Genomic DNA, 19,633 nt, shown 5'->3' with positions numbered 1-19,633 from the left:
AGCCTGTTTTCATGAAACGATTTTTCCTCGGGCTTGCCACCGTCGCCGGCCTGTTCCTTGCATCCTCCCAAGCCTGGTCGGCCGACAAACTGCTCAACGCATCCTATGATGTAGGCCGCGAACTGTTCGTGCAGGTCAACAAGGCTTTCATCGCCCAGCATCCGGGCGTCACCGTCGACCAGTCGCATGCCGGCACTTCGGCGCAGGCACGCGCCATCGCCGAGGGCCTTGGCGCCGACGTTGTTACCTTCAACCAGGTCATCGACATCGACTTCCTGGTCAAGAAGGGCCTCGTCTCGGCCGACTGGCAGAAGGATTTCCCTGACAATGCCTCGCCCTTCTATTCTCTGCCTTCGTTCCTTGTCCGCGCGGGCAACCCCAAGCACATCAAGGACTGGAACGATCTCGTGCGCGACGACGTGCAGGTGATCTTCCCAAACCCGAAAACATCCGGCAATGCGCGCTACACCTATCTGGCGGCCACCGCCTACGCCAAGGAAGCCTTCAAGGGCGATGACGCCAAGGTGAAAGAGTTCATCACCAAGCTGTTCAACAACGTGCCGATCTTCGACACCGGCGGCCGCGCCGCGACCACCACCTTCGTGCAGCGCGAGATCGGTGATGTGCTGATCACCTTCGAGTCGGAGACGCGCGGCATCCGCAAGGAGTATGGCGACGACAAGTTCGAGCAGGTTACGCCTTCGGTCAGCCTGCTGGCCGAATTCCCGGTCGCCATCGTCGACAAGGTTGCCGACGATCACGGCACGCGCGATCTGGCCAAGACCTATCTCGACTTCCTCTACACACCGGAGGGCCAGGACATCGCCGCCCGCAACGGCCTCAGAGCCCGCGACGCCGCTGTGGCGGCGAAATACAAGGCCGATTTCCCCGATGTCCGGCTGCTGACGGTGGAAGACGTTTTCGGCGGCTGGGACAAGGTGCAGAAAGAGCATTTCGCCGCCGGCGGCCTGCTCGACCAGACCTACGGCAGCCGCTGAGGCAGCGATACCTGCACAGCAGACGAAAAAGCCGGCGCGCTGCCGGCTTTTTTCGTTTTTGAACGCCGATAACCTGGTTATCAGCGGAATATCCGCGTTCTCAGTGCAAAACGTTACAAAGAATCAACGCGTTTATGCCTAACGTGCAATTTGGTGGCTGTTTCGCGAAACATCATCGCGCGGCGAAGACGTCATTATTTGCACACAAACAGTCGCCAGATGCGAGTGGTTGGGGCTTTTATGGGTTGATCTGGGCATGCTGACAAAAAAAGGCAAATACGGCCTCAAGGCCCTCGTGCATCTGTCTGGCCTGCCGGCCGGCCAATTGGCCTTCGTCAATGACATCGCTGTGGCCAACAACATCCCGAAGAAATTCCTCGATGCCATTCTGGGCGAGTTGCGCAATGCCGGCTTCGTCCAGAGCCGCAAAGGCAAGGAAGGCGGCTACCGCCTTGCCCGGCCGGCCTCCGAAATCAAGATCGGCCATGTCGTGCGCGTGCTTGACGGGCCGCTGGCGCCGATCCCTTGCGCCAGCCGCACGCAGTATCAACGCTGCGAGGATTGCGACGAGGCGACCTGCCAGGTCCGCCACATGATGCTGGAGGTGCGGCAGGCAATCGCCGAAGTGCTGGATAATCGCAGCCTCGCCGCCATGCGCGATGCCGACAATGACGATTTCCCGGTCGAGCTGACGTCGCAGATCTAAACCACCGACTTCAAGCCGGTCGCGTTCAGATAGAGATTCCTGCATTGAAGGAGAGGTTCTCCGAATCTCGGGTTGCGAAGCTCGAAATCACGGAGAACCTCATGCAGTTTTGGCCTATCCGTTCACATTAGACGCAGCCTCGAATACAGCGCGTGCGGACGTCGTACCCGCTACGTGCTCCGTACCCGCCACACCGAGGTCCATCCATCCCGCATTCACGGCCTCGAACATTTCTTCGGCAGGTCCGGAGTGACCCTTCGGGATGCCGAATTGCTCGAACGCTTCCGCCCACCCCGCACGCGGAATTGCAAAGGCCTTCACGGCGAGATTCAGGACTTCACCCAACTGCTCGGCGACTTCATCCGCGGTGACCATCGAACCGATCTCGACGATGCGTTGCCCTGACCACGTCGACCCGGTCAAAAGGGTTGCGACCTGTGCGCCGATGTCGTTCGTCGCAACCATGGTCGATTTCCGGTTTGTCGGATTGTAGTAGACCGGTAGCATTCCGCCCTGCGCGACCTGCAAGCCGTAGAGGAAATTTTCGAAGAATCCCCCCGCGCGCACAAATGCGGTTGGCGATGTCAGGCCGCGAAACCCTTGCTCCAGAAGCGACAAGGCCGCGATCACCCCGTGCCCGCTTGTTCTGTTCGCACCCATCGACGAAAGCGCGACCACTCGCGGCGGCGCTGCCTTGGTCAGAGCCTCGACATAGCTAGCAATCACGCTCCTCGCTTCTTTGTAATCGGGCGACGGCGCCCAGACAGGGGGCAACATGACGAATGCGCCTTCGACGCCTTTGAGGGCTCGCTCGATGGCTGCCGAATCATTCCAATCGCCGTCTACCAGTTCCACGCCCTGGTTCGCCCAATTGGCCGCCTTGTCGCGATTGCGGACGAGCGCGCGTACCTCCTTGCCGTGCGCCAGCAGATGCTCTGCCGTTGCGCCGCCAACTTTTCCCGTGATTCCCATTACTAGGAACATGTGTTTCTCCTGATGTCGCGGGACAGAGCTGCCCCTGTTGGTTCAATGGATGAGCGGCAGAATGGCCCGGATACGGGGATCGCGGAGATAGAGGCCGCCCCAGGTCATCGCGCCCAGAAACAGGGAGATGATTTCCGGCGGCGACCCCAACTCACCGATGCGAAGATGGGCGCAGATGGCACCTCCCAAAAAGCCCGTCACTAGGATCGCGCCGAGGACGGCGGTGACCGGGATGGCGTAGAGGATGGCGCAGGCGAGGATGATCGGACCCACGACACGGGTCAGGTCCATCGCAAACCCGGTTTCCTGCAACATGCTGGCGATCTGTGCCGGCGCGAAAAGCTGAACAGTGCCATCTGCCGTCAGGGCGATGACGACAAACGCGCTCATGATCCGGCCGGCCCACAGGGCGCGATGCAAGGTCATAATTTCCGGTGTCTGATGCAGGTTCACAGTTTCGGACACTTGTCATTCTCCGATGGGGAGATCCCATATTCGAAGCTTACTGTGCCTCTCAAATGTGATAAATGCCGAGAAAATGAACCAACTGTTCTCTTTTTGGGGAACAATCCGAGGCACGAAAATGCAGAATCTCGAACCCATCCTCATTTTCACAACGGTCGCGGAAATGGGGAGCTTCACCCGCGCGGCCGATAGCCTGGGCATCCAAAAGGGGAGAGCCTCAACGGCGGTCCGCAAGCTGGAAGAAGATGTGGGTGTCAGGCTTCTGCACCGGACGACGCGCAGCGTGCGGTTGACGGAGGACGGACGCGCATTTCATGCCCGCGCCCGCGATCTGCTTGCTGAAGTCGATGATCTGCACTCGATGTTCGCAGGCGACCGCGTGGCACTTCGCGGCCGTTTGCGGGTCGACCTTCCGACCGAAGTGGCGCGCACAACGATCGTACCGGCTTTGCCGGATTTCATGGCGGCTCACCCCGAGTTGGAGCTGGAGGTGTCGAGTACGGATCGGCAAGTCGATCTGGTTCAAGAGGGGTTCGATTGTGTATTGCGGCTTGGACCCATTCGCGACGAGACCCTGATTGCCCGCCCGTTGGGCCTGTTGCGCATGGCCAACGCAGCCAGTCCCGCCTATCTGGCGCGCCATGGCGTGCCTCGATCGCTGGAAGATCTCCAGCGTCAGGAACATAGGGCAATTCATTTTTCGACGCTGCTGGGCGCGCGACCCTATGGATGGGAATATCCGGACGGCGACAGCTACGCGACGCTTCAGTTGCCAGGTGCGCTACACGTCAACAGCGCACAGACCTACGAAGCAGCGGCCCTCGCCGGCCTCGGCCTGATCCAGGCGCCACTCTTGGGCATTGGCCGATACTTGGAGAGTGGAGCGCTTGTCGAGATCCTACCCGATTTTCGTCGCCGGCCGCTCGCCGTGTCCCTCGTCGTCGCACATCGGAGCAATCTATCGCGCCGGGTCCGCGCGTTCATGAAATGGATCGAAGATGTGCTGACGCCATATATGGAATAGCGATACGACTATCTTCGTCCGGCCCTCGAAATCAACACTTCGTAAGCGGCGCGCTTGTCTCAAGTCTAGGGCAAGCGAAATCTGCAGAAGTCTTGAGCGCGGACATGACCTTGCACGGCCCAAGCCGACGCAGTAAAGCGGGGTTCGAAGAACGGGCTGGACCGATGAGGCTGTGGTGGTTAGAAAAATCCCGCAAGGCCGCCCGCAAGCTGCCATCGGCAGCCAGTTTCCGCACTGAAATCATCGCAGACGTCTTCGTCCCGGAACGGGCGGAGGATGTACGCTTCTTCAGCCGCAAGCTGGTTCGCCCTGGCCGGCTTCGCCGCTTTTCCAACAAGGATCTTCGCGAAGGCCTGCTGTCTATCTTCTATCTCGTGGTGGCGGCGGCACTGCCGGTGCGATGGTGGGCGCCGATCTGCGGCCGCGTATCGAGGTTTCGCCTCAAGCGCCATATGCGCAAGGAATTCCCGGCCTACGCTGCCGCCACGCTCGCGGTGCTGGGCGATGGTATCGATGCACGCAAGCTGTTCGAGGGATTGCTGGCAGCGCGCCACCGCCGCCGCTTGCAGCTCGCCGCTCATCTGGTGGCCGGCCGCTGGTCGCCGACGATCCGGCTGGAAGGGCTGGCGGGGCTGCGGTCGGCCTTGCAGCGCGGCCACGGCGCCATCCTCTGGTGCGATCAGTTCACCGCCCAGACCATCATCGGCAAGCGCGCGCTGTACGAGGCCGGTATCGAAGCGCATCAGGTGAGCGTCAACACCCACGGTATTTCCGAATCGGCGTTCGGCTTGCGTTTCCTCAATCCGCCGCTGATCGATGTCGAGAACCGGTTCCTGAAAAGCCGGGTCGCCTTTGATCGTGACGACGCCTATCAGGTCACCATCCGCATCCAGAAGATCCTGAAGCAGAATGGCGTGGTGACGATGACCAACACCGTCCATGCCGGCACGACCTTCACCGAGGCAGCCATGGGCGAAAGCGGCTGGACGCATCTCGCCTCGGCGCCGGCGAATTTTGCCGCCAGGGGCAGGACAGCCCTGTTTGCCATGTCGACCTTCGAAGTGGTTCCCTTCATCGAATACCGGGCCGTGCTCAGCCCCGAGCTGACGCCGGAGGCATCTGTCAGCCCGGCAACGGACATGGCCAGGGATGGCGCCAAGAACATGACTGTGCAGGCGCACTACATCCTGCTCAAGCGCGACCGCCTGCTGGAAGCGCTGAAGCTCTACCCCGAGCAGATGCTGACGTGGTCCCGCCGGCAGCGGCTGACCGAGGTCTCGGACAGCATCGGCATCGGAATGGATGAAGGCTCATGACCGGCGTATCAGGCGGACCGCGGCGGCGACGAGCTCACCGACCGGGTGTGTGGCATTGAGTTTCGAGGCGCGCTCATCCGCAGCCGGCGGCTCGAGGATGGCGAACTGGCTGTCGACCAGGCTCGCCGGCATGAAGTGGCCCTTGCGGCTGCCGACGCGCTGCCTGGCCGTACCAGGGTCGATCTCCAGATAGAGGAAGACGATTTCCGGGCAGAAGCCGCTCAGCCGGTCGCGGTAGCTGCGCTTCAGCGCCGAGCAGGCGGCGACCACGCCGTTGCCCTGCCCCACCGACGCGGCGATGCGCTCGCCGATCGCGTTGAGCCAGCCTTCGCGCAGCTGATCGGTAAGCGGCTCGCCGCTTGCCATGCGTGCGACGTTTTCCGGAGGATGCAGCCTGTCGCCCTCGATAAAGGTAACGCCCAGAGCGGCGGCAAGCCCAACGCCCACCGCCGACTTGCCGCAGCCGGCGACGCCCATAACCACGATGGCCGGCACCGAGCCGGGGGCGCTCGTCGGCGCCTGTGCTGCCGCTTCGTCCACTGTCAGCGGCTTGCCGGCGCGCGGCCGTAGAGCAGCAGCATGGCGACGATGACGACACCGTAGATGATCTGCCGCCCCGCCTCCGGCATCTGCATGACCGACAAGATGGATTGCAGCAACGTGATGAGGATGACACCGGCGACAGTGCCGAGATAGGAGCCGCGCCCACCCAGGATCGAGGTGCCGCCAAGCACCACCGCGGCGATCGACGGCAGCAGATAAGCGTCGCCCATCGACTGCGCCGCCTTGGAGGCATAGCCGGCCAGAAGCACGCCGCCGAAAGCCGAGAGCCCACCGGAGACGGCGAAGGCGATCATCACCACGCGCCTTGTGTCGATGCCGGAGAGATAGGCCGCGCGCTCGCGGTTGCCGATGCCGTAGACGGTGCGGCCGAAGCCGGTCCGCGTCAGCACGAACACCATCGCGGCCCCGATCAGCGCCCAGATGATGACGGCGTTGGGCACGCCCGGAATGGCGAAGCCGGTCGCCAGGTAGCGCATCGCGCCCGTCGCCGAATCCTGCGGCGAGAAGCCGCCGGTGTAGACCACCATCAGCCCCTGCGCGACAGCGTTGGTGGCCAATGTGATGATCATCGAGGGGATGCGCAGATAGGCGACGCCGATGCCGTTGACGACGCCGATCAGCATGCCGCAGATGATGCCGAACGGGATGGCCAACGCCACGCCGACCGGGCCGTACGCCGCCGCGGCGCAGGCCATCATGGCGCCCGCCGCCACCGCCCACGGCACCGACAGGTCGATCTGGCCGAGCAGGATGACCAGCATCATGCCTGTCGCGATGACGCCGAGGAATGAAGCCACCTTGAGCTGCTGCAGGAGATATTCAGGCGACAGGAAGCTTCTGGAATAGAGGCTGCCGAAGAACAGCAAAAGCACGATGCAGGCAAAGGCCGTCAGCACCGCCGGATCGGCGCGGCGGATGAATCTTGGCATGCGGCCGGCAATGCCGCCAAGCGTCGTTTCGCTCACAGGAACCACTCCAGCCGGTTGCGGACCCGAAACAGGGCGAAGGCGCCGAGGCTGACGGCGACCAGCAGGATAACGCCCTGGAACAGCGGCTGCCAGAGCGGATCGAAATCGAAGACGAACAACAGGTCGCCGATCGTGCGGAAAGCCAGTGCGCCGAAGATGGCGCCGATGGCGCTGCCCTTGCCGCCGAACAGCGAGACGCCGCCGAGCACCACGGCGGCGATCGAAAACAGCGTGTAGGAGTTGCCGCTGGCATAGGCCGCCTCACCCGTATAGGTGAAGAAGGTCAGGAACAGTCCGCCGATCGCCGCCAGCAGGCCGGCCAGCGTGTAGGCGGCGAACTTGCCGCGCCGGATCGGCACACCCGACATGTAGGCCGCCGTCTCCGATGAGCCTGCCGCGTAGGCGGCGCGGCCAAGCACCGAGCGGCTGAACGGCACCCAGATCACCAGCACGATGGCCAGCAGCACGACGAGACTTGCCGGCACCACGCCGAACACACGGCCGGTCAGCGCATCGGCCAGGTCCTCATTGACCGAGCCGCCCGGAAATGGCCGCAGCAACAGGCCGATGCCGTAATAGACGGCGCCTGTGGCAATGGTGGCGACAATCGGCTGCAGCCGGCCATAGATGACGATGGCGCCGTTGATGGCGCCGCACAGCAGTCCCACCGCCAGCACGGCGATGACGCCGAGCGTCGTCTGCATCGGCGTTCCCACCACCAGCCACGAAGCCAGGCAGTTGGTGAGGAGAAAAATCATGCCGACGGACAGGTCGATGCCGGCGGTGATCACCACCAGCGTCTGCGCCATGGCGACGAAGGCGAGCAGCACGCCCTTGTTGGCCGCCGTCTGCACCACATTGGCGGTGAAGCCGGCCGGATGGTTCGAGGTGTAGATGGCGAACATGACGATGAAGATGCCGAACGCCAGCAGCGTTCCGCGCTGCTCGGCCAGCCAGTAACGCCAATCCTTCATGCGCCCACTCCCAGGCCCACCGGGCTGTCCTCGCCATGGATGTTGAGCGCGCTTGATATCAGCGCCCGCTCGGTGATCTCGGCGCCGACCAGCTCGCGCTTGACCGCTCCGTCGTAGAGCACCAGCACACGGTCGCAGCAGCCGATCAGCTCGTCATAGTCGGTCGAGTAGAACAGGATCGCAGCACCCGCGTCGGCCAGTTTGCGCATCAGCTGGTACAGCTCCTGCTTGGTGCCGACGTCGATGCCGCGCGTCGGATCGTTGAGCAGGATGATGCGCGGCTGGCGCATCAGCCATTTGGCGATGACCACCTTCTGCTGGTTGCCGCCCGAAAGCGCGCCGACCGGAATGTCGAGGCCCGCCGTCTTGATCGCCAAAAGGCCGACCATGTCGTCGATCAGCCGCTGCTCGGCGGCACGGTCGATGATGCCGGCTTTCGACAGCCGGTCGAGCGCGGCGAAGGACAGGTTCTCGCGCACCGTCATCGGCAGCATCAGCCCTTCGGTCTTGCGGTCCTCGGGAATGAGCGCCATGCCGATGCCGTCGTCGCGCGCAACGGATGGACTGGTGATCGACACAGGCTTGCCGTCGATCAGGATCTGGCCGCTGAGGCCGCGCAGCACGCCGAAGAAGGCGAGCAGCAATTCGCGCTGGCCCTGGCCGTCGAGGCCGCCAAGGCCGACCACCTCACCTGCCCTGACGGTCAGCGAGATGTCGTGCAGCCGGTCGGCCCATGAGAGCTTGCGGGCCTCGAGCCTAGGGGCGGCGGCGGCAGGCACGGCCGTCGGCTTGGGCGGAAAGATATGGCTGTATTCGCGGCCGATCATCAGTTCGACCACCTCATTGTCACTCTTCGAGCCGGCTGGATAGCTGGCGACATTGCGGCCGTTGCGGAACACCGTGCACTGGTCCGCCAGTTCGGCGATCTCGTTCATGCGGTGCGAGATGTAAAGCAGCGCCAGCCCTTCCGCGCGCAGCCGCTTCAGCACCGCGAAGATCTTCGAGACATCCGCGGCAGTCAGCGCGGAGGTCGCCTCGTCGAGGATGAGGATGCGCGGCTTGCGTGCCAATGCCTTGGCGATCTCGACCATCTGCCGGCGCGACAATGGCAGGTCCTTGACCAGCGCCAGCGGGTGGATGTCGGCGGCGCCGGCACGAGCAAGTGCTTCTTCGGCGATGCGGCGTTGCGCCTTGCGGTCGATCATGCCGAAGCGTTTGGGCGGGTCGGAAATGACGATGTTGTCGGCAACGCTTAGCTCGGGGACCAGCGACAGTTCCTGGAAGATGCAGACGATGCCGGCCTTGTTGGCGGCACCCGGAGAAGCGAAGGTCGCCTCGCGCCCGTCCAGCGTCATGCGGCCCTCATCGGGCGCCACGACACCTGCCATGACCTTGATCAGCGTCGACTTGCCGGCGCCGTTTTCGCCGAGAATGGCGTGGATGCTGCCGGCTTCGACAACAAGCTCGGCCTTTTCCAGCGCGCGTACACCGCCATAGCGCTTGGATATGCCTTCCATACGAAAGAGCGGAGCCGCACCGTCCATCGGCCCTCCCAGGGCGATTGTGGAATTGAGACAAACGCCGCGGCTCAAGCCGCGGCGCCAGGTGACAGCCAGCGATGATTTACTGGTTTTCCTTGGTCTGACCCATGATTTCCTGGGCGCTGAAATTAATGCCGCAGGTCGGGAAGGAATTGCCGACGAAGAAATTGTCGGATTCCTTGGGGAAGTAATCCGTGCCTTCCTTCATGTTCGGGTCTTCGGCGATCGCCAGCGGCAGCTTCACCTCTTGTGGCACGACTTCGCCTTCGAGTGCGGCGATCGCTGTCTTGATGGCGACAGCGACCTGAGCCGGGCCCGAGCCCGCGGACGAGCACTTCAGCCCGTCGGCTGAATGCGCGGCGCAGAACTTGCGGAAGCCGTTCTCGGTCTCGCCGCCAAACGGCACGAACGGATGCCTGGCGTCGATCATCGCCTGCACGATGCCGGTGTCGCCGCCCTGCCCGGTGATGCCGTCGAACGGACCGTTGGTGGCGATCGCATCCGCAGTCACCTTCTGCGCCACACCGTCATCCCATTTGCCGGCGACTTCGGTCACGTCCCACTTCTTGCCGGACGCATCGAAGACCTCGTGGATGCCGTTGTGACGATCCGTGTCGACGGAGGTGCCGGCGACGCCGCGCACTTCCAGGATCTTGCCGCCGTTCGGTATCTTGCCGACCAGCCACTTGGCCCACAATTCGCCAAGACCCTTCTGATCGACATTGACGTTGATGGCGTCCTTGGTGTCGAGAATGTTGTCGAAGGCGACCAGCACGATGCCCGCTTCCTTGGCACGCTTGATGACCGGACCGAAGGCCGTCGGGTTCTGGGCGTCGGTGACGATGGCGTCATAGCCGGAATCGATGAAATTATTGATCGCCGAGATCTGTGCCGGCACGTCCTCGCCCGTCGAGACGACCTTGAATTCCTTGATCTTGGCTTTGACTTCAGGTTGCGCGGCGTAGGCCTTGGCCGTCTGCACCATCTGGATGCGCCAGGTGTTGGCGATATAGCCATTGGCGAAGGCGATGCGGAACGGCCCGTCCTTCTTGGGATATTTGAAGAATTTGGTCTCTGCGCTCCACGGCGCGAAACAGTCCGCCTGAGCGGCGGGACCCGACACGATTTCGGGTCCGGCGGCCATGGCGGCCGAATTGAGCATGACGAATGCAGTGGCGGCAACGACGCCACCAACAAGTGACTTGATCATCGATAATCCTCCCGATTGCAGTTCTGATTGTTCGTTTCGCAATGCGAATTTTCGCGCGATGGACCGGCACCTCCCGCCTCGCCATGCGCTTCCTCGGCCGCCCGTGATGGCCGACCCGGTACCTCCCTTGTCGCCGCCAGCGGGGCGAAAACTATCATATTATCCATAATAAACAAGTATTAGTTGTCGCTTATGTATAATAAACAGGTGCGACCTGTCGTTCATGCACCTGCCTGTAGGAGATGGTAGCGCTACCAAATTGGCGTGTAAACCGGCATTCGCACAGTCGCTTCTGTGCGTTTCAACGCGCCGTGCTCTCGCGGCGCTTGAGCTCGAAACCGAGGTCTACGATCCGTTGCTCCGGTCTTTTGCCGGCGATCGCAGCAAGCGCCATGGCGACGGCACGCCGGCCGATCTCATAACGATGGGTGCGGATGCTGGTGACCGAAGGAAACGCCACCTGCATCATGTCGAGATCGTTGAAACCGACGATGCCGATCGTCTTCGGCACCGCGATCGAGGCGCGATGGCATTCGAACAAGACGCCGAGCGCGATGTCGTCATTGTTGCAGAACACCCCGTCGAGTGTCGGCACCTTGGCCAGCGCGTCGCGGAACATCTCGCGGCCGAGCGACACGCTGGACAGCACCGGCGTGGTGGTGACGAGGCGCGGGTCGAACAGGCCCGCGGCCTCCATCGCCGCGCGATAGCCGGCAAGGCGCCGCTGCGAACGCGGATCCATGCGCGCGCCGATGAAGCCGATGCGGCGATAGCCGGCCTCGATCAGATGCTCGGTCGCCGCCCTCCCGCCATCGAGATGCGAGAAGCCGACCATCATGTCGACCGGATCGGGACCGGTTTCCATCACCTGCACCACAGGGCAGCCGGCACTTTCCAGCAGCTTTCGCGAAGCCGGCGTCTGATCGATGCCGGCGACGATCAGCGCCGCTGGCCGTTGCGAACCGAACAGCTGCAGCAGCCGCTCTTCCTCGAGGCCGGAATAGTGGGTGTTGCCAAGCTGGATGCGGAACGGGCTGGCCGACAGGCTGTCATAGATGCCGCGCACCACCTCGGCGAAGACGTTGTTGGTAAGCGACGGCACCAGCACGCCGAACACCTCGGCGCGCGCCGAGGCCAGCGCCCGGGCATTCGGGTCCGGCACGTAGCCCAGTTCGTCGACGGCGGCCTGGATCTGGCGGCGCAGCTCTTCGGACACACGCTCCGGCTCGCGCAGGGCGCGCGACACGGTGATGGCGCCGACGCCGGCCTTGCGCGCGACATCCGCGATGGTCGGGCGGCCGCCGCCCCGGCGCGTGCGCGGCTTGGTCAAAATCGAGTCCTCGCAAGATACAGATCGGAAGCCATCGCGCCCGCAGCCGTCATATGTTGTCAAAGTGGGATATTTATCCGCGCGCTTCCTTCTCGACGCTAGGTCAATGTCCGCTCCCCAAAGAGAAAAATCAGCAGAGAAAGAAGACCAAACGAGACTAAAAATCCGGCCCATGCTCCAAACAGGAGCTTGCGAAGCGATCGGAATTCGTCAGCAACAAGAAATCTGTTGAAACGGCTATTCCTGCGGCCGGCTCGCTCGCTCCAACCAAGTGATCTTTCCTCAGTAGTGTCTACAAGCGCCCCGGTTCTGCCGAGCACCAGGATAATCGAATAGAAAATTGCGGCGGCGCCTGCGAGGCATCCCGCGGTGCAGGCCCACACCGCTATTGTTAGAAGAATGGGCTTACCGTGAAGATCGAGATGCATTTTGTGCGCCCGGAATAAGGCTTAAGCTGCAACCGTCAATGATCGCCGCGACCGCCACAATAACAGAACGATAGCCAGTATATTCAAGATATTCCAGGCAATACCGTTCAGGAACGCAGCCGCATAAGAGCCGGTCAAATCGTAGATCCAGCCCGACATCCAGCCGCCGATCGCCATGCCGAAGATGGTCGCCATCATGACGATGCCGATACGCTGGCCGGCCTCTCTGGCCGGCATGTAATCGCGCACGATGATCGCGTAGCAAGGCACGATGCCGCCCTGCGACAGGCCGAACACCAGCGACACCACATAGAGCGAGGCAAGCCCGTCGAACGGGATGTAGAACAGCAGCGACAGGCACTGCAGGACCGAGCCGATCATCAATGTCCACACGGCGCCGATACGGTCGGCGAGGAAGCCGGACGCCAGCCGGCTGACGACGCCGCCCGCCATCATGATCGACAGCATGTCGGCGCCATGTGCGACGCCGTAGCCAAGGTCCATGCAATAGGCGACGATATGCACTTGCGGCATCGACATCGCCACGCAGCAGCCGAGCCCGGCGACGACCAGCAGCACCTGCAAGGCCGCCGGCGACAGCGAGATCGGCTGCACCGACCGGCTTCCGGGCGAACCCGCGACGGCCGCCGCCGGGGCACCGCGCCGCAGCATCAGCACCAGCGGCACCATTGTCACCAGGCAGAAGATGCCGATTGCCGCATAGGTGAAGCGCCAGCCCTCCGCCTTCATCAGCGTCGGCATGATGGTCGGCCACAACGCCCCGGCAAGGTAATTGCCGGCCGCCGCCGCCGTGACCGCAACACCGCGACGGCGGTTGAACCAGTGCGAGATATCGGCGATCAGCGGCCCGAAGATCACCGACGTGCCGATACCGATCAGCACCCCCTGGGCAAGCGTGAATTGCAGGATCGAGGTCGACAGCGCCGCGAGCAGCAGGCCCGCGGAAAGCGCAATCGAAGAGATCAGCGCCGGGATCCAGTAACCCATCCGGTCGATGGCGCGGCCGACCAGCACGTTGCCGGCGGCGAAACCGACCATGGTCGCCGTGTAAGGCATGGACGCCGCGGCGCGGTCGACGCCGAACTCGGCCTGCACGGCGGGCAGCACGACGACGACAGCCCACATGCCCACGGCGCCGATCGTCGCCAGCAGCATCGAGATGGCAAGCCGCATCCAGGCATAGGAGCTGTCGATGCCGGGGCCGGGCTGGAGGCTGTCGGTTCGGGTCAAGGCGTTTCCTGTCGGCGGTCTCGGAGATCGGCTGCCGTTTGCGCCACTATCGGCGCATTCTCAGGCCGCAGCAGCGCCACAGCGGGCAAATCCGTGGCTCCAGAGCCAGGGCGGAACCGATGCCGATGTGCGGAGTTTCCCGGCAACCCACCCCGCAAAGGAGTCCTGCGATGACCGCCACCAGGAAAAAATGGTCGGCCGAGGTGACCGAGCACAGCAACGCAATGGATCTTGAGGATCACGTCTTCGAATCCGACGACGCCAGGAAGATCGCCGCCTCGCTGAAACGATCCGCCGAACACAGCCACAGGCGCAAGGCCGAGCCTTTCCAATCCGCCATGTCGATGCTGAATTTTTACATCAACCGAGCCGGCAAGAACTTGCCTGCCGCGCGCAAAAAAGTGCTTGAGGACGCCAAGGACGAACTGCGCAGCGCCTTCGGACGGGACAAGGATGATTAGCGGCCGGTCCGGCCTTACCGGGCGCGGATGACGCCGTCTGTGTTGGCGAGCAATTTGCGCACAGCATTGCGCGCCGCGTCGGGGCGCTGCAGGCGGATGTTCTTCTCGATCGCCTCGTGCAGCTTCTGCGCGTGGTTGAGATCGTCGATCTCCCGTGTCGTATAGGCAAAGAGATGATCGAAGGCGGATTCGATCAGTACGCCGAGCGGCACCAGCAGGTCGTTGCCCGAAGCCCGCAGGATGGCGAGATGGAAGCGCGTGTCGGCGCGGGTCCGCTCCTGCAGGCTCGTCGCCGCGCCCATCTCACGGCAGGCCAGGCTGATCTCGGCCATCTGCTCGTCGGTTCTTCGCATCGCGGCGAACGCGGTCGCTTCCGGCTCGATGATATGGCGGAATTCCTGCACCGTCTTGAGGAACACTTCGCGGTCCGGCGACGTCGCGTACCAGGCCAGCACATCGCGATCGAGCAGGTTCCACCGTTCCTTCGGCTCGACCCAGCTGCCGATCTTGGGACGTGAGGCCAAAAGGCTCTTGGCCATCAGCATCTTGATCGCTTCGCGCACCGCCGAGCGGCTGACGCTGAACGTCTCCGACCATTTCGCTTCATTGGGCAGGATGGTGCCAGGCGGATAATCGCCGCGCACGATCCTGAGGCCGATTTCACTGGCCAGCGAGGCGTGGACGCTGGAGCCGGGAATACGCGCGGCGTCCGCCCGGCGAACGCCGCCCGGACGGTCCCCGGAGGCCGCTTTCCCCAACGATTTTTCCTTGTTCGGCTTCGCGTCCCGCATGGGGTCCAGAAAGTCCGTATTAAGCAGGCTGTCAAGCGCGGCAAGCGGCTTGCATCGCAAAGCTGCCCGCTGTGCACAGATCAGCCCCGATCCGCCGCTTGATTGGCATGTCGATATTCAGGTCAGGCCGATCCGAGAATGACGGATTTCGAGAACCGGAGCGCAGCGTACTTTTGGGTACGTGAGCACCGGCCTACGCCGGCCGTAGCCTTGACTGCCACGACCACTCATAAGTGCTTCGGCCGGCGAAGGCGGAAGCGCAGAAAGCCGTCATTCGCAGGCCGGCATCACCTGAGTGTCGACATGCCTAGGCCTGCTTGACGTATTTGCGCCAGCTATGCTCCGGGCGGAAGCCCAGCACGTCACGCGCCTTGCGGTTGGAGAGCAGCGTCTCGTATTCGCCGAGTTCGGCCTTGACCGGCACGCCGGGGTAGAACCGCTTCAAGAGTTCGGCTGTCGGCAGGTCGGACGAGGTGTCGTCATTGGCCGCGTTGAACACCTGATAGCCGAGCCCGTCCTTCTCTATGGCGCGCAGCGTGATCTGGCCAAGGTCGCGCGCGTCGACATAGCTCCAGGCGATGCGCTTGCGGAAACCCGGATCGGCGAACCATTTCGGAAACAGCGAATATTCGTGCGGCTCGATGACGTTGCCGATGCGCAGGGCATAAATGTCGGTGCCGTTGCGCTGCGCGAAGGCCCGCGCCGTCTTCTCGTTGACGACCTTGGACAAGGCATAGCTGTCCATCGGATCGACGTCATACTCCTCGTCGAGCGGGAAATATTTTGGATCGCGCGGCTCGTTGGCGAAGACCAGTCCATAGGTGGTCTCGCTGGAGGCGATGATTACCTTTCGAATACCGAGCTTAACTGCCGCCTCGATGACATTGTAGGTGCCGAGCGCATTGATGCGGAACACCTCGTTGTCGGTGGTGATCATGATGCGCGGGATGGCGGCGAAATGCACCACCGCATCGACCGGCTGCGGACGCAGCGAGGGGTCGAATTCATGCAGGCCCATATAGCTCGACAGTGCGTTGAACACCTGCCCGCTGTCGGTGATGTCGGTGATCAGCGTGCGCACCTTGGGGTTGTCGAGCGGCCTGGTGTCGATGTTGAGCACCTGGCAGCCTTGCTCGACCAGATACTGGACGACATGGCGTCCGGCCTTGCCGCTGCCGCCGGTGAACATGATCCGCTTCGTCATTTTGCTCTCCACATCCTCAGGAATTTATGTGTATTGTCAGACAATATCGCCATCCGCAACCACCCTCGCCTGCAAAACGGCAGCGCCTGACATCAATCATTGCAACAGGACTTGAAGACATGAACACGACTGCCGCGAGCGAAAAGATCGGCTTCATCGGGCTTGGCCTGATGGGCCACGGGATCGCCAAGAACATCGTCGACAAAGGCTACAGCCTGACCTTTCTCGGCCGCAAGAACCGCAAGCCGGCGGAAGACCTGCTTGGCCGCGGCGCCACCGAAGCATCGACCTCGCGCGATGTGGCGGCGGCATCGACAATCGTCTTCATCTGCGTCACCGGTTCGCGCGAGGTCGAAGCCATCATTCGCGGCCCGGGCGGCCTCAAGGAGGGTTTGAAGAAAGGTTCCGTCGTCGTCGACTGCTCGACCTCCGACCCCGTCTCGACCATTGCGCTTGCCGCTGAACTCAAGGCGCTCGGCATCGATTTTGTCGACGCACCGCTCAGCCGCACGCCGAAGGAAGCCTGGGAAGGCACACTCGACGCCATGGTCGGCGCGCCGGACGCCCTCTTTGCCAGGGTGAAACCGGTAATCGAAACCTGGGCCGGCCGCATCGTCCATATCGGCGACACCGGCGATGGCCATCGCATGAAGCTGCTCAACAATTTCATCTCGCTCGGCTACGCCGCGATCTATTCCGAGGCACTGGCACTGGCTGAGAAGGTCGGCATCTCGCCGCCGCGCTTCGACAGCGTCATCCGCAATGGCCGTATGGATTGCGGCTTCTACCAGACCTTCATGCGCTGGACGCTGGAAGGTGACCGCGACGCGCACAAATTCACCATCGCCAATGCCTTCAAGGACCTGACCTATCTGGAATCGATGGCGGGTGCGGCCGGCATTGCCAACCCGCTCGGCAACGCCACCAAGAACGCCTTCGCCGGTGCTCATGCGACCGGCCCGGCCGAGCAATTCGTACCGATGCTGGCAACGCATATCGGCAAGGTGAACGGCGTCGACCTGATGCCGATGAAGGATGGCAAGAAGCAGACCATTTAACCGATTGCCCAACGCAGGCGCCGATCACCGCCTCCAGCGCCCGATCCCTTCATCGGTATCCGCAAGCAGCTTGTGCACGGCGTTGCGCGCGGCGGCCGGGCGCTGCAGGCGGATGTTCTTTTCGATCGCCTCATGCAGCTTCTGCGCCTGGCGCTGATCGGCGACCTGCTGTGTCGTGAATGCGAAGAGATGGTCGAGCGCCGACTCGATCAACACGCCGAGCGGCACAAGGAGGTCGTTGCCGGAGGCGCGCAGGATGGCCAGATGAAAGCGCGTATCGGCGCGGATACGCTCCTGCAGGCTCAAGGCCTCGCCCATCTCGCGGCAGGCCTGGCTGATTTCCGCCATTTGCTCGTCACTGCGCCGTATGGCGGCAAAGGCCGATGCTTCCGGCTCGATGATATGACGAAACTCCTGCACGGTTCGCAGGAACGCCTCGCGGTCGGGCGCCGTCGCGTACCAGGCCAGCACGTCGCGGTCGAGCAGGTTCCAGCGCTCCTTCGGCTCGACCCAACTGCCGATCTTGGGGCGTGAAGCCAACAGGCTTTTCGCCATCAGCATCTTGATGGCTTCGCGCACCGCCGAACGGCTGACATTGAAGATCTCGGCCCATCTGGACTCGTTGGGCAGGATGGTGCCGGGCGGATAGTCGCCACGCACGATCCGCAGGCCAATCTCGCCGGCCAGCGAGACATGGACGCTCGCTCCCGCAAAATGCGCGGCACCGGCCTTGCGCATGACAGCCGGGCCGTGGCCGGCTTGTGCCTTGGCCCGGTCGGTTCGCTTGCTTGACTTCTCGTCCGGCATCCACGTTCCAATGCGTCGACCGTCTGTCGTCCGGACTGGTCCGAACCGCACGGGCGCCGATCTCGTTGCCGAAAAATCCAGATCACGGGCGCAGCAAAGCCGGAGCCGGTTGCCCCAACCATTGCGTCCGTTCGGGAATTATCGCTTCCGTCCAGGAATGACGGGGCGCCCGCAGCCGGGCGCCCCGAAATCGAGAACCTACTTCTGGATGCAGGTGTCGACCGTATCCTTGGTGCACTCGTCGAGGCCGGTGAACACCGGATCGGCGACCGCCTTGCCTTCGATCAGGTCGATCATCACCGACGGTGCCTTGTAGCCCATTTCGAACGGCCGCTGGCCGACCAGAGCCGTTACAAGGCCGTCACGAGCGATCGCAATCTCGTCGCCGATCGTGTCGGCGGCGCCGATGACGAAGTCGTTGCTGGCGATCCGGTCCTTGAGCGGTCCGAACAGATCGCGATAGGGCTGCGGCGCGCCGAACAGCGGCCAACCGCCCATGATGCCGAAGGCGTCCAGCTTGGGGTTGGCGGCGAGGATGTCGGTCATCGCCTGCACGCCCTTGGCGCCATCGTCGTTGGTGAACACCGGGCAGCCGGCGACTTCGGTCCAGCCACCTTCACCGGCAAGTGCGGCGAGGCCCTCCTTGCCCGACAGTGCGTCACGCATGCCTTGCGCACGGCGCAGGATGTTGTCGGCTGCCGGGTTGCCTTCGATGGTGCAGATCGTGCCACCATTCGGCTTGCCCTTCTTGATGTACTCGCCGATCTTCTTGCCCATCAGGTAATTGTCGGTACCGAGATAGGTCTTGCGAAGACCTGCGTCTTCCTTGCTGAGATCGGCATCGACCGTCATGATCGGGATCGACGGATTGGCACTCTTGATCGTCTGCGCGATCAGCGGCGCGTTGGACGGCGAGATCGCCATCGCCACCGTGTCGGCCTTGCTCAGCATGTCCTGGACGATCTGCGCCTCGCCGGCCTCGTCCGAAGTCGACGCCGGACCGGTGTAGAAGCATTCATATTCCGAGCTGGCGTTTTCCTTGTTCCACTTCTCGCAGCCCTGGTGGATGGCCTCGAAGAACGGATTGTCGAGACCTTTCACGACAATGACGAGCTGTTTCTTGGCCAAAGCCGGCCCGGCACCCAACGCCATGGCGGCGACGGCGGCGAGCAAAAGTGTTTTCCTCATGTCAGTCCTCCCTTGAAACAAACGGACACGGCGTGCCCGCCATACAGATCGACCGGATGCGTGATGACCGAGGGTCGTTTCGCGAGCGCTCGTGTCGCCAGGACAGATCGATAAGCATTTCCAGATTCGGCTTCAGACCAGCTCACACACAGGTGCCGCCGGATCCTGGACCGTCAAACCTCCGCCAATTCCGGCCGGCGAACCGCCAGCGGGGATCGGCATAATCTCCTCCGACGCTTAGCTAATATCGGCTTGGCGCCAACGTCAATGCTATTTGTCCTACAAAACGGATTTTTAAAATAGTCCTGGCCCAATTCGTCCGACAATTGATTGACGTGCGCCGGCTTTTGCGTAAAAGAACGCTA

20 protein-coding genes are annotated in these 19,633 nt (G+C 62.8%); 6 read left to right on the top strand and 14 right to left on the bottom strand.

Annotated features, from left to right (window positions below; all coding sequences use genetic code 11):
* The first annotated feature begins 11 nt into the window (after positions 1-11).
* Entirely contained in the window at positions 12-998 is a 987-nt protein-coding gene (locus tag EN955_RS14775; RefSeq protein WP_013530872.1) for a sulfate ABC transporter substrate-binding protein, read from the top strand.
* Positions 999-1,254: 256 nt separating this feature from the next.
* A complete protein-coding gene (locus EN955_RS14770) occupies positions 1,255-1,704 on the top strand; it encodes an Rrf2 family transcriptional regulator (RefSeq protein ID WP_013530871.1) in 450 nt (149 codons plus the stop codon).
* Positions 1,705-1,818: 114 nt separating this feature from the next.
* Here the strand turns inward: EN955_RS14770 and EN955_RS14765 are convergent, their stop codons facing one another.
* Positions 1,819-2,688, bottom strand: coding sequence for an NmrA family NAD(P)-binding protein (locus tag EN955_RS14765; RefSeq protein ID WP_024501528.1), 870 nt, complete (start codon positions 2,686-2,688; stop codon positions 1,819-1,821).
* Positions 2,689-2,730: 42 nt separating this feature from the next.
* Entirely contained in the window at positions 2,731-3,153 is a 423-nt protein-coding gene (locus EN955_RS14760) for a DoxX family protein (RefSeq protein WP_024501529.1), read from the bottom strand.
* A 73-nt stretch (positions 3,154-3,226) separates the two neighbouring features.
* On the opposite strand from EN955_RS14760, the gene EN955_RS14755 reads away from it, so the two are divergent.
* Together EN955_RS14755 and EN955_RS14750 are read left to right on the top strand one after the other, a co-directional pair.
* Entirely contained in the window at positions 3,227-4,177 is a 951-nt protein-coding gene (locus tag EN955_RS14755; protein WP_224675547.1) for a LysR family transcriptional regulator, read from the top strand.
* 164 nt (positions 4,178-4,341) lie between these two features.
* Positions 4,342-5,493 (top strand): hypothetical protein, encoded by a 1,152-nt coding sequence (locus tag EN955_RS14750; RefSeq protein WP_024501531.1) that lies wholly within the window; start codon positions 4,342-4,344, stop codon positions 5,491-5,493.
* On the opposite strand, the gene EN955_RS14745 is transcribed toward EN955_RS14750, so the two are convergent.
* From EN955_RS14745 to EN955_RS14710, 8 genes are all read right to left on the bottom strand, one after another.
* Complete coding sequence (locus EN955_RS14745; RefSeq protein ID WP_024501532.1) at positions 5,488-6,033, bottom strand: gluconokinase; 546 nt, start codon at positions 6,031-6,033, stop codon at positions 5,488-5,490. The genes EN955_RS14750 and EN955_RS14745 overlap by 6 nt on opposite strands.
* Before the next feature lie 2 nt (positions 6,034-6,035).
* Positions 6,036-7,022 carry an ABC transporter permease gene (locus EN955_RS14740; RefSeq protein WP_013530866.1) on the bottom strand — a complete coding sequence of 329 codons (987 nt, stop codon included), beginning with the start codon at positions 7,020-7,022 and terminating at the stop codon, positions 6,036-6,038.
* Positions 7,019-7,999 (bottom strand): ABC transporter permease, encoded by a 981-nt coding sequence (locus EN955_RS14735; protein WP_024501533.1) that lies wholly within the window; start codon positions 7,997-7,999, stop codon positions 7,019-7,021. Before EN955_RS14735 ends, EN955_RS14740 begins: the two co-directional genes overlap by 4 nt.
* Positions 7,996-9,543, bottom strand: a complete 1,548-nt coding sequence (locus tag EN955_RS14730) for a sugar ABC transporter ATP-binding protein (RefSeq protein ID WP_024501534.1) — start codon at positions 9,541-9,543, stop codon at positions 7,996-7,998. The genes EN955_RS14735 and EN955_RS14730 overlap by 4 nt, the downstream gene beginning before the upstream one ends.
* 79 nt (positions 9,544-9,622) lie before the next feature.
* Positions 9,623-10,750, bottom strand: coding sequence for a sugar ABC transporter substrate-binding protein (locus EN955_RS14725; RefSeq protein ID WP_024501535.1), 1,128 nt, complete (start codon positions 10,748-10,750; stop codon positions 9,623-9,625).
* Positions 10,751-11,051: 301 nt separating this feature from the next.
* A complete protein-coding gene (locus EN955_RS14720; RefSeq protein ID WP_024501536.1) occupies positions 11,052-12,080 on the bottom strand; it encodes a LacI family DNA-binding transcriptional regulator in 1,029 nt (342 codons plus the stop codon).
* 98 nt (positions 12,081-12,178) lie between these two features.
* Positions 12,179-12,508, bottom strand: coding sequence for a hypothetical protein (locus EN955_RS14715; protein ID WP_032898595.1), 330 nt, complete (start codon positions 12,506-12,508; stop codon positions 12,179-12,181).
* A gap of 21 nt (positions 12,509-12,529) precedes the next feature.
* Positions 12,530-13,759 (bottom strand): MFS transporter, encoded by a 1,230-nt coding sequence (locus EN955_RS14710; protein WP_013530861.1) that lies wholly within the window; start codon positions 13,757-13,759, stop codon positions 12,530-12,532.
* 170 nt (positions 13,760-13,929) lie between these two features.
* On the opposite strand from EN955_RS14710, the gene EN955_RS14705 reads away from it, so the two are divergent.
* A complete protein-coding gene (locus EN955_RS14705) occupies positions 13,930-14,220 on the top strand; it encodes a DUF3175 domain-containing protein (RefSeq protein ID WP_024501537.1) in 291 nt (96 codons plus the stop codon).
* Between the two features lie 14 nt (positions 14,221-14,234).
* On the opposite strand, the gene EN955_RS14700 is transcribed toward EN955_RS14705, so the two are convergent.
* Both EN955_RS14700 and EN955_RS14695 read right to left on the bottom strand, forming a co-directional pair.
* Entirely contained in the window at positions 14,235-15,011 is a 777-nt protein-coding gene (locus tag EN955_RS14700) for a FadR/GntR family transcriptional regulator (RefSeq protein WP_024501538.1), read from the bottom strand.
* Between the two features lie 307 nt (positions 15,012-15,318).
* The gene (locus tag EN955_RS14695; protein ID WP_013530858.1) at positions 15,319-16,215 is read right to left on the bottom strand and encodes an NAD(P)-dependent oxidoreductase; all 897 of its coding nucleotides are present in this window, start codon (positions 16,213-16,215) and stop codon (positions 15,319-15,321) included.
* 119 nt (positions 16,216-16,334) lie between these two features.
* On the opposite strand from EN955_RS14695, the gene EN955_RS14690 reads away from it, so the two are divergent.
* On the top strand, positions 16,335-17,273 hold the full coding sequence (locus tag EN955_RS14690; protein ID WP_013530857.1) for an NAD(P)-dependent oxidoreductase: 939 nt from the start codon (positions 16,335-16,337) through the stop codon (positions 17,271-17,273).
* 24 nt (positions 17,274-17,297) lie between these two features.
* Here EN955_RS14690 and EN955_RS14685 read toward each other — a convergent pair whose 3' ends face one another.
* Positions 17,298-18,080: a FadR/GntR family transcriptional regulator gene (locus EN955_RS14685; RefSeq protein WP_024501539.1), complete on the bottom strand. Its 783-nt coding sequence runs from the start codon at positions 18,078-18,080 to the stop codon at positions 17,298-17,300.
* A 198-nt stretch (positions 18,081-18,278) separates the two neighbouring features.
* A complete protein-coding gene (locus EN955_RS14680) occupies positions 18,279-19,268 on the bottom strand; it encodes a sugar-binding protein (RefSeq protein ID WP_013530855.1) in 990 nt (329 codons plus the stop codon).
* Positions 19,269-19,633: the final 365 nt, after the last annotated feature.

The sequence above is a fragment of the Mesorhizobium sp. M7A.F.Ca.CA.001.04.2.1 genome, from assembly GCF_003998485.1.
In the GTDB taxonomy this organism is placed as follows: domain Bacteria; phylum Pseudomonadota; class Alphaproteobacteria; order Rhizobiales; family Rhizobiaceae; genus Mesorhizobium; species Mesorhizobium ciceri.
This window is presented reverse-complemented; position numbering and strand designations above follow the sequence as displayed.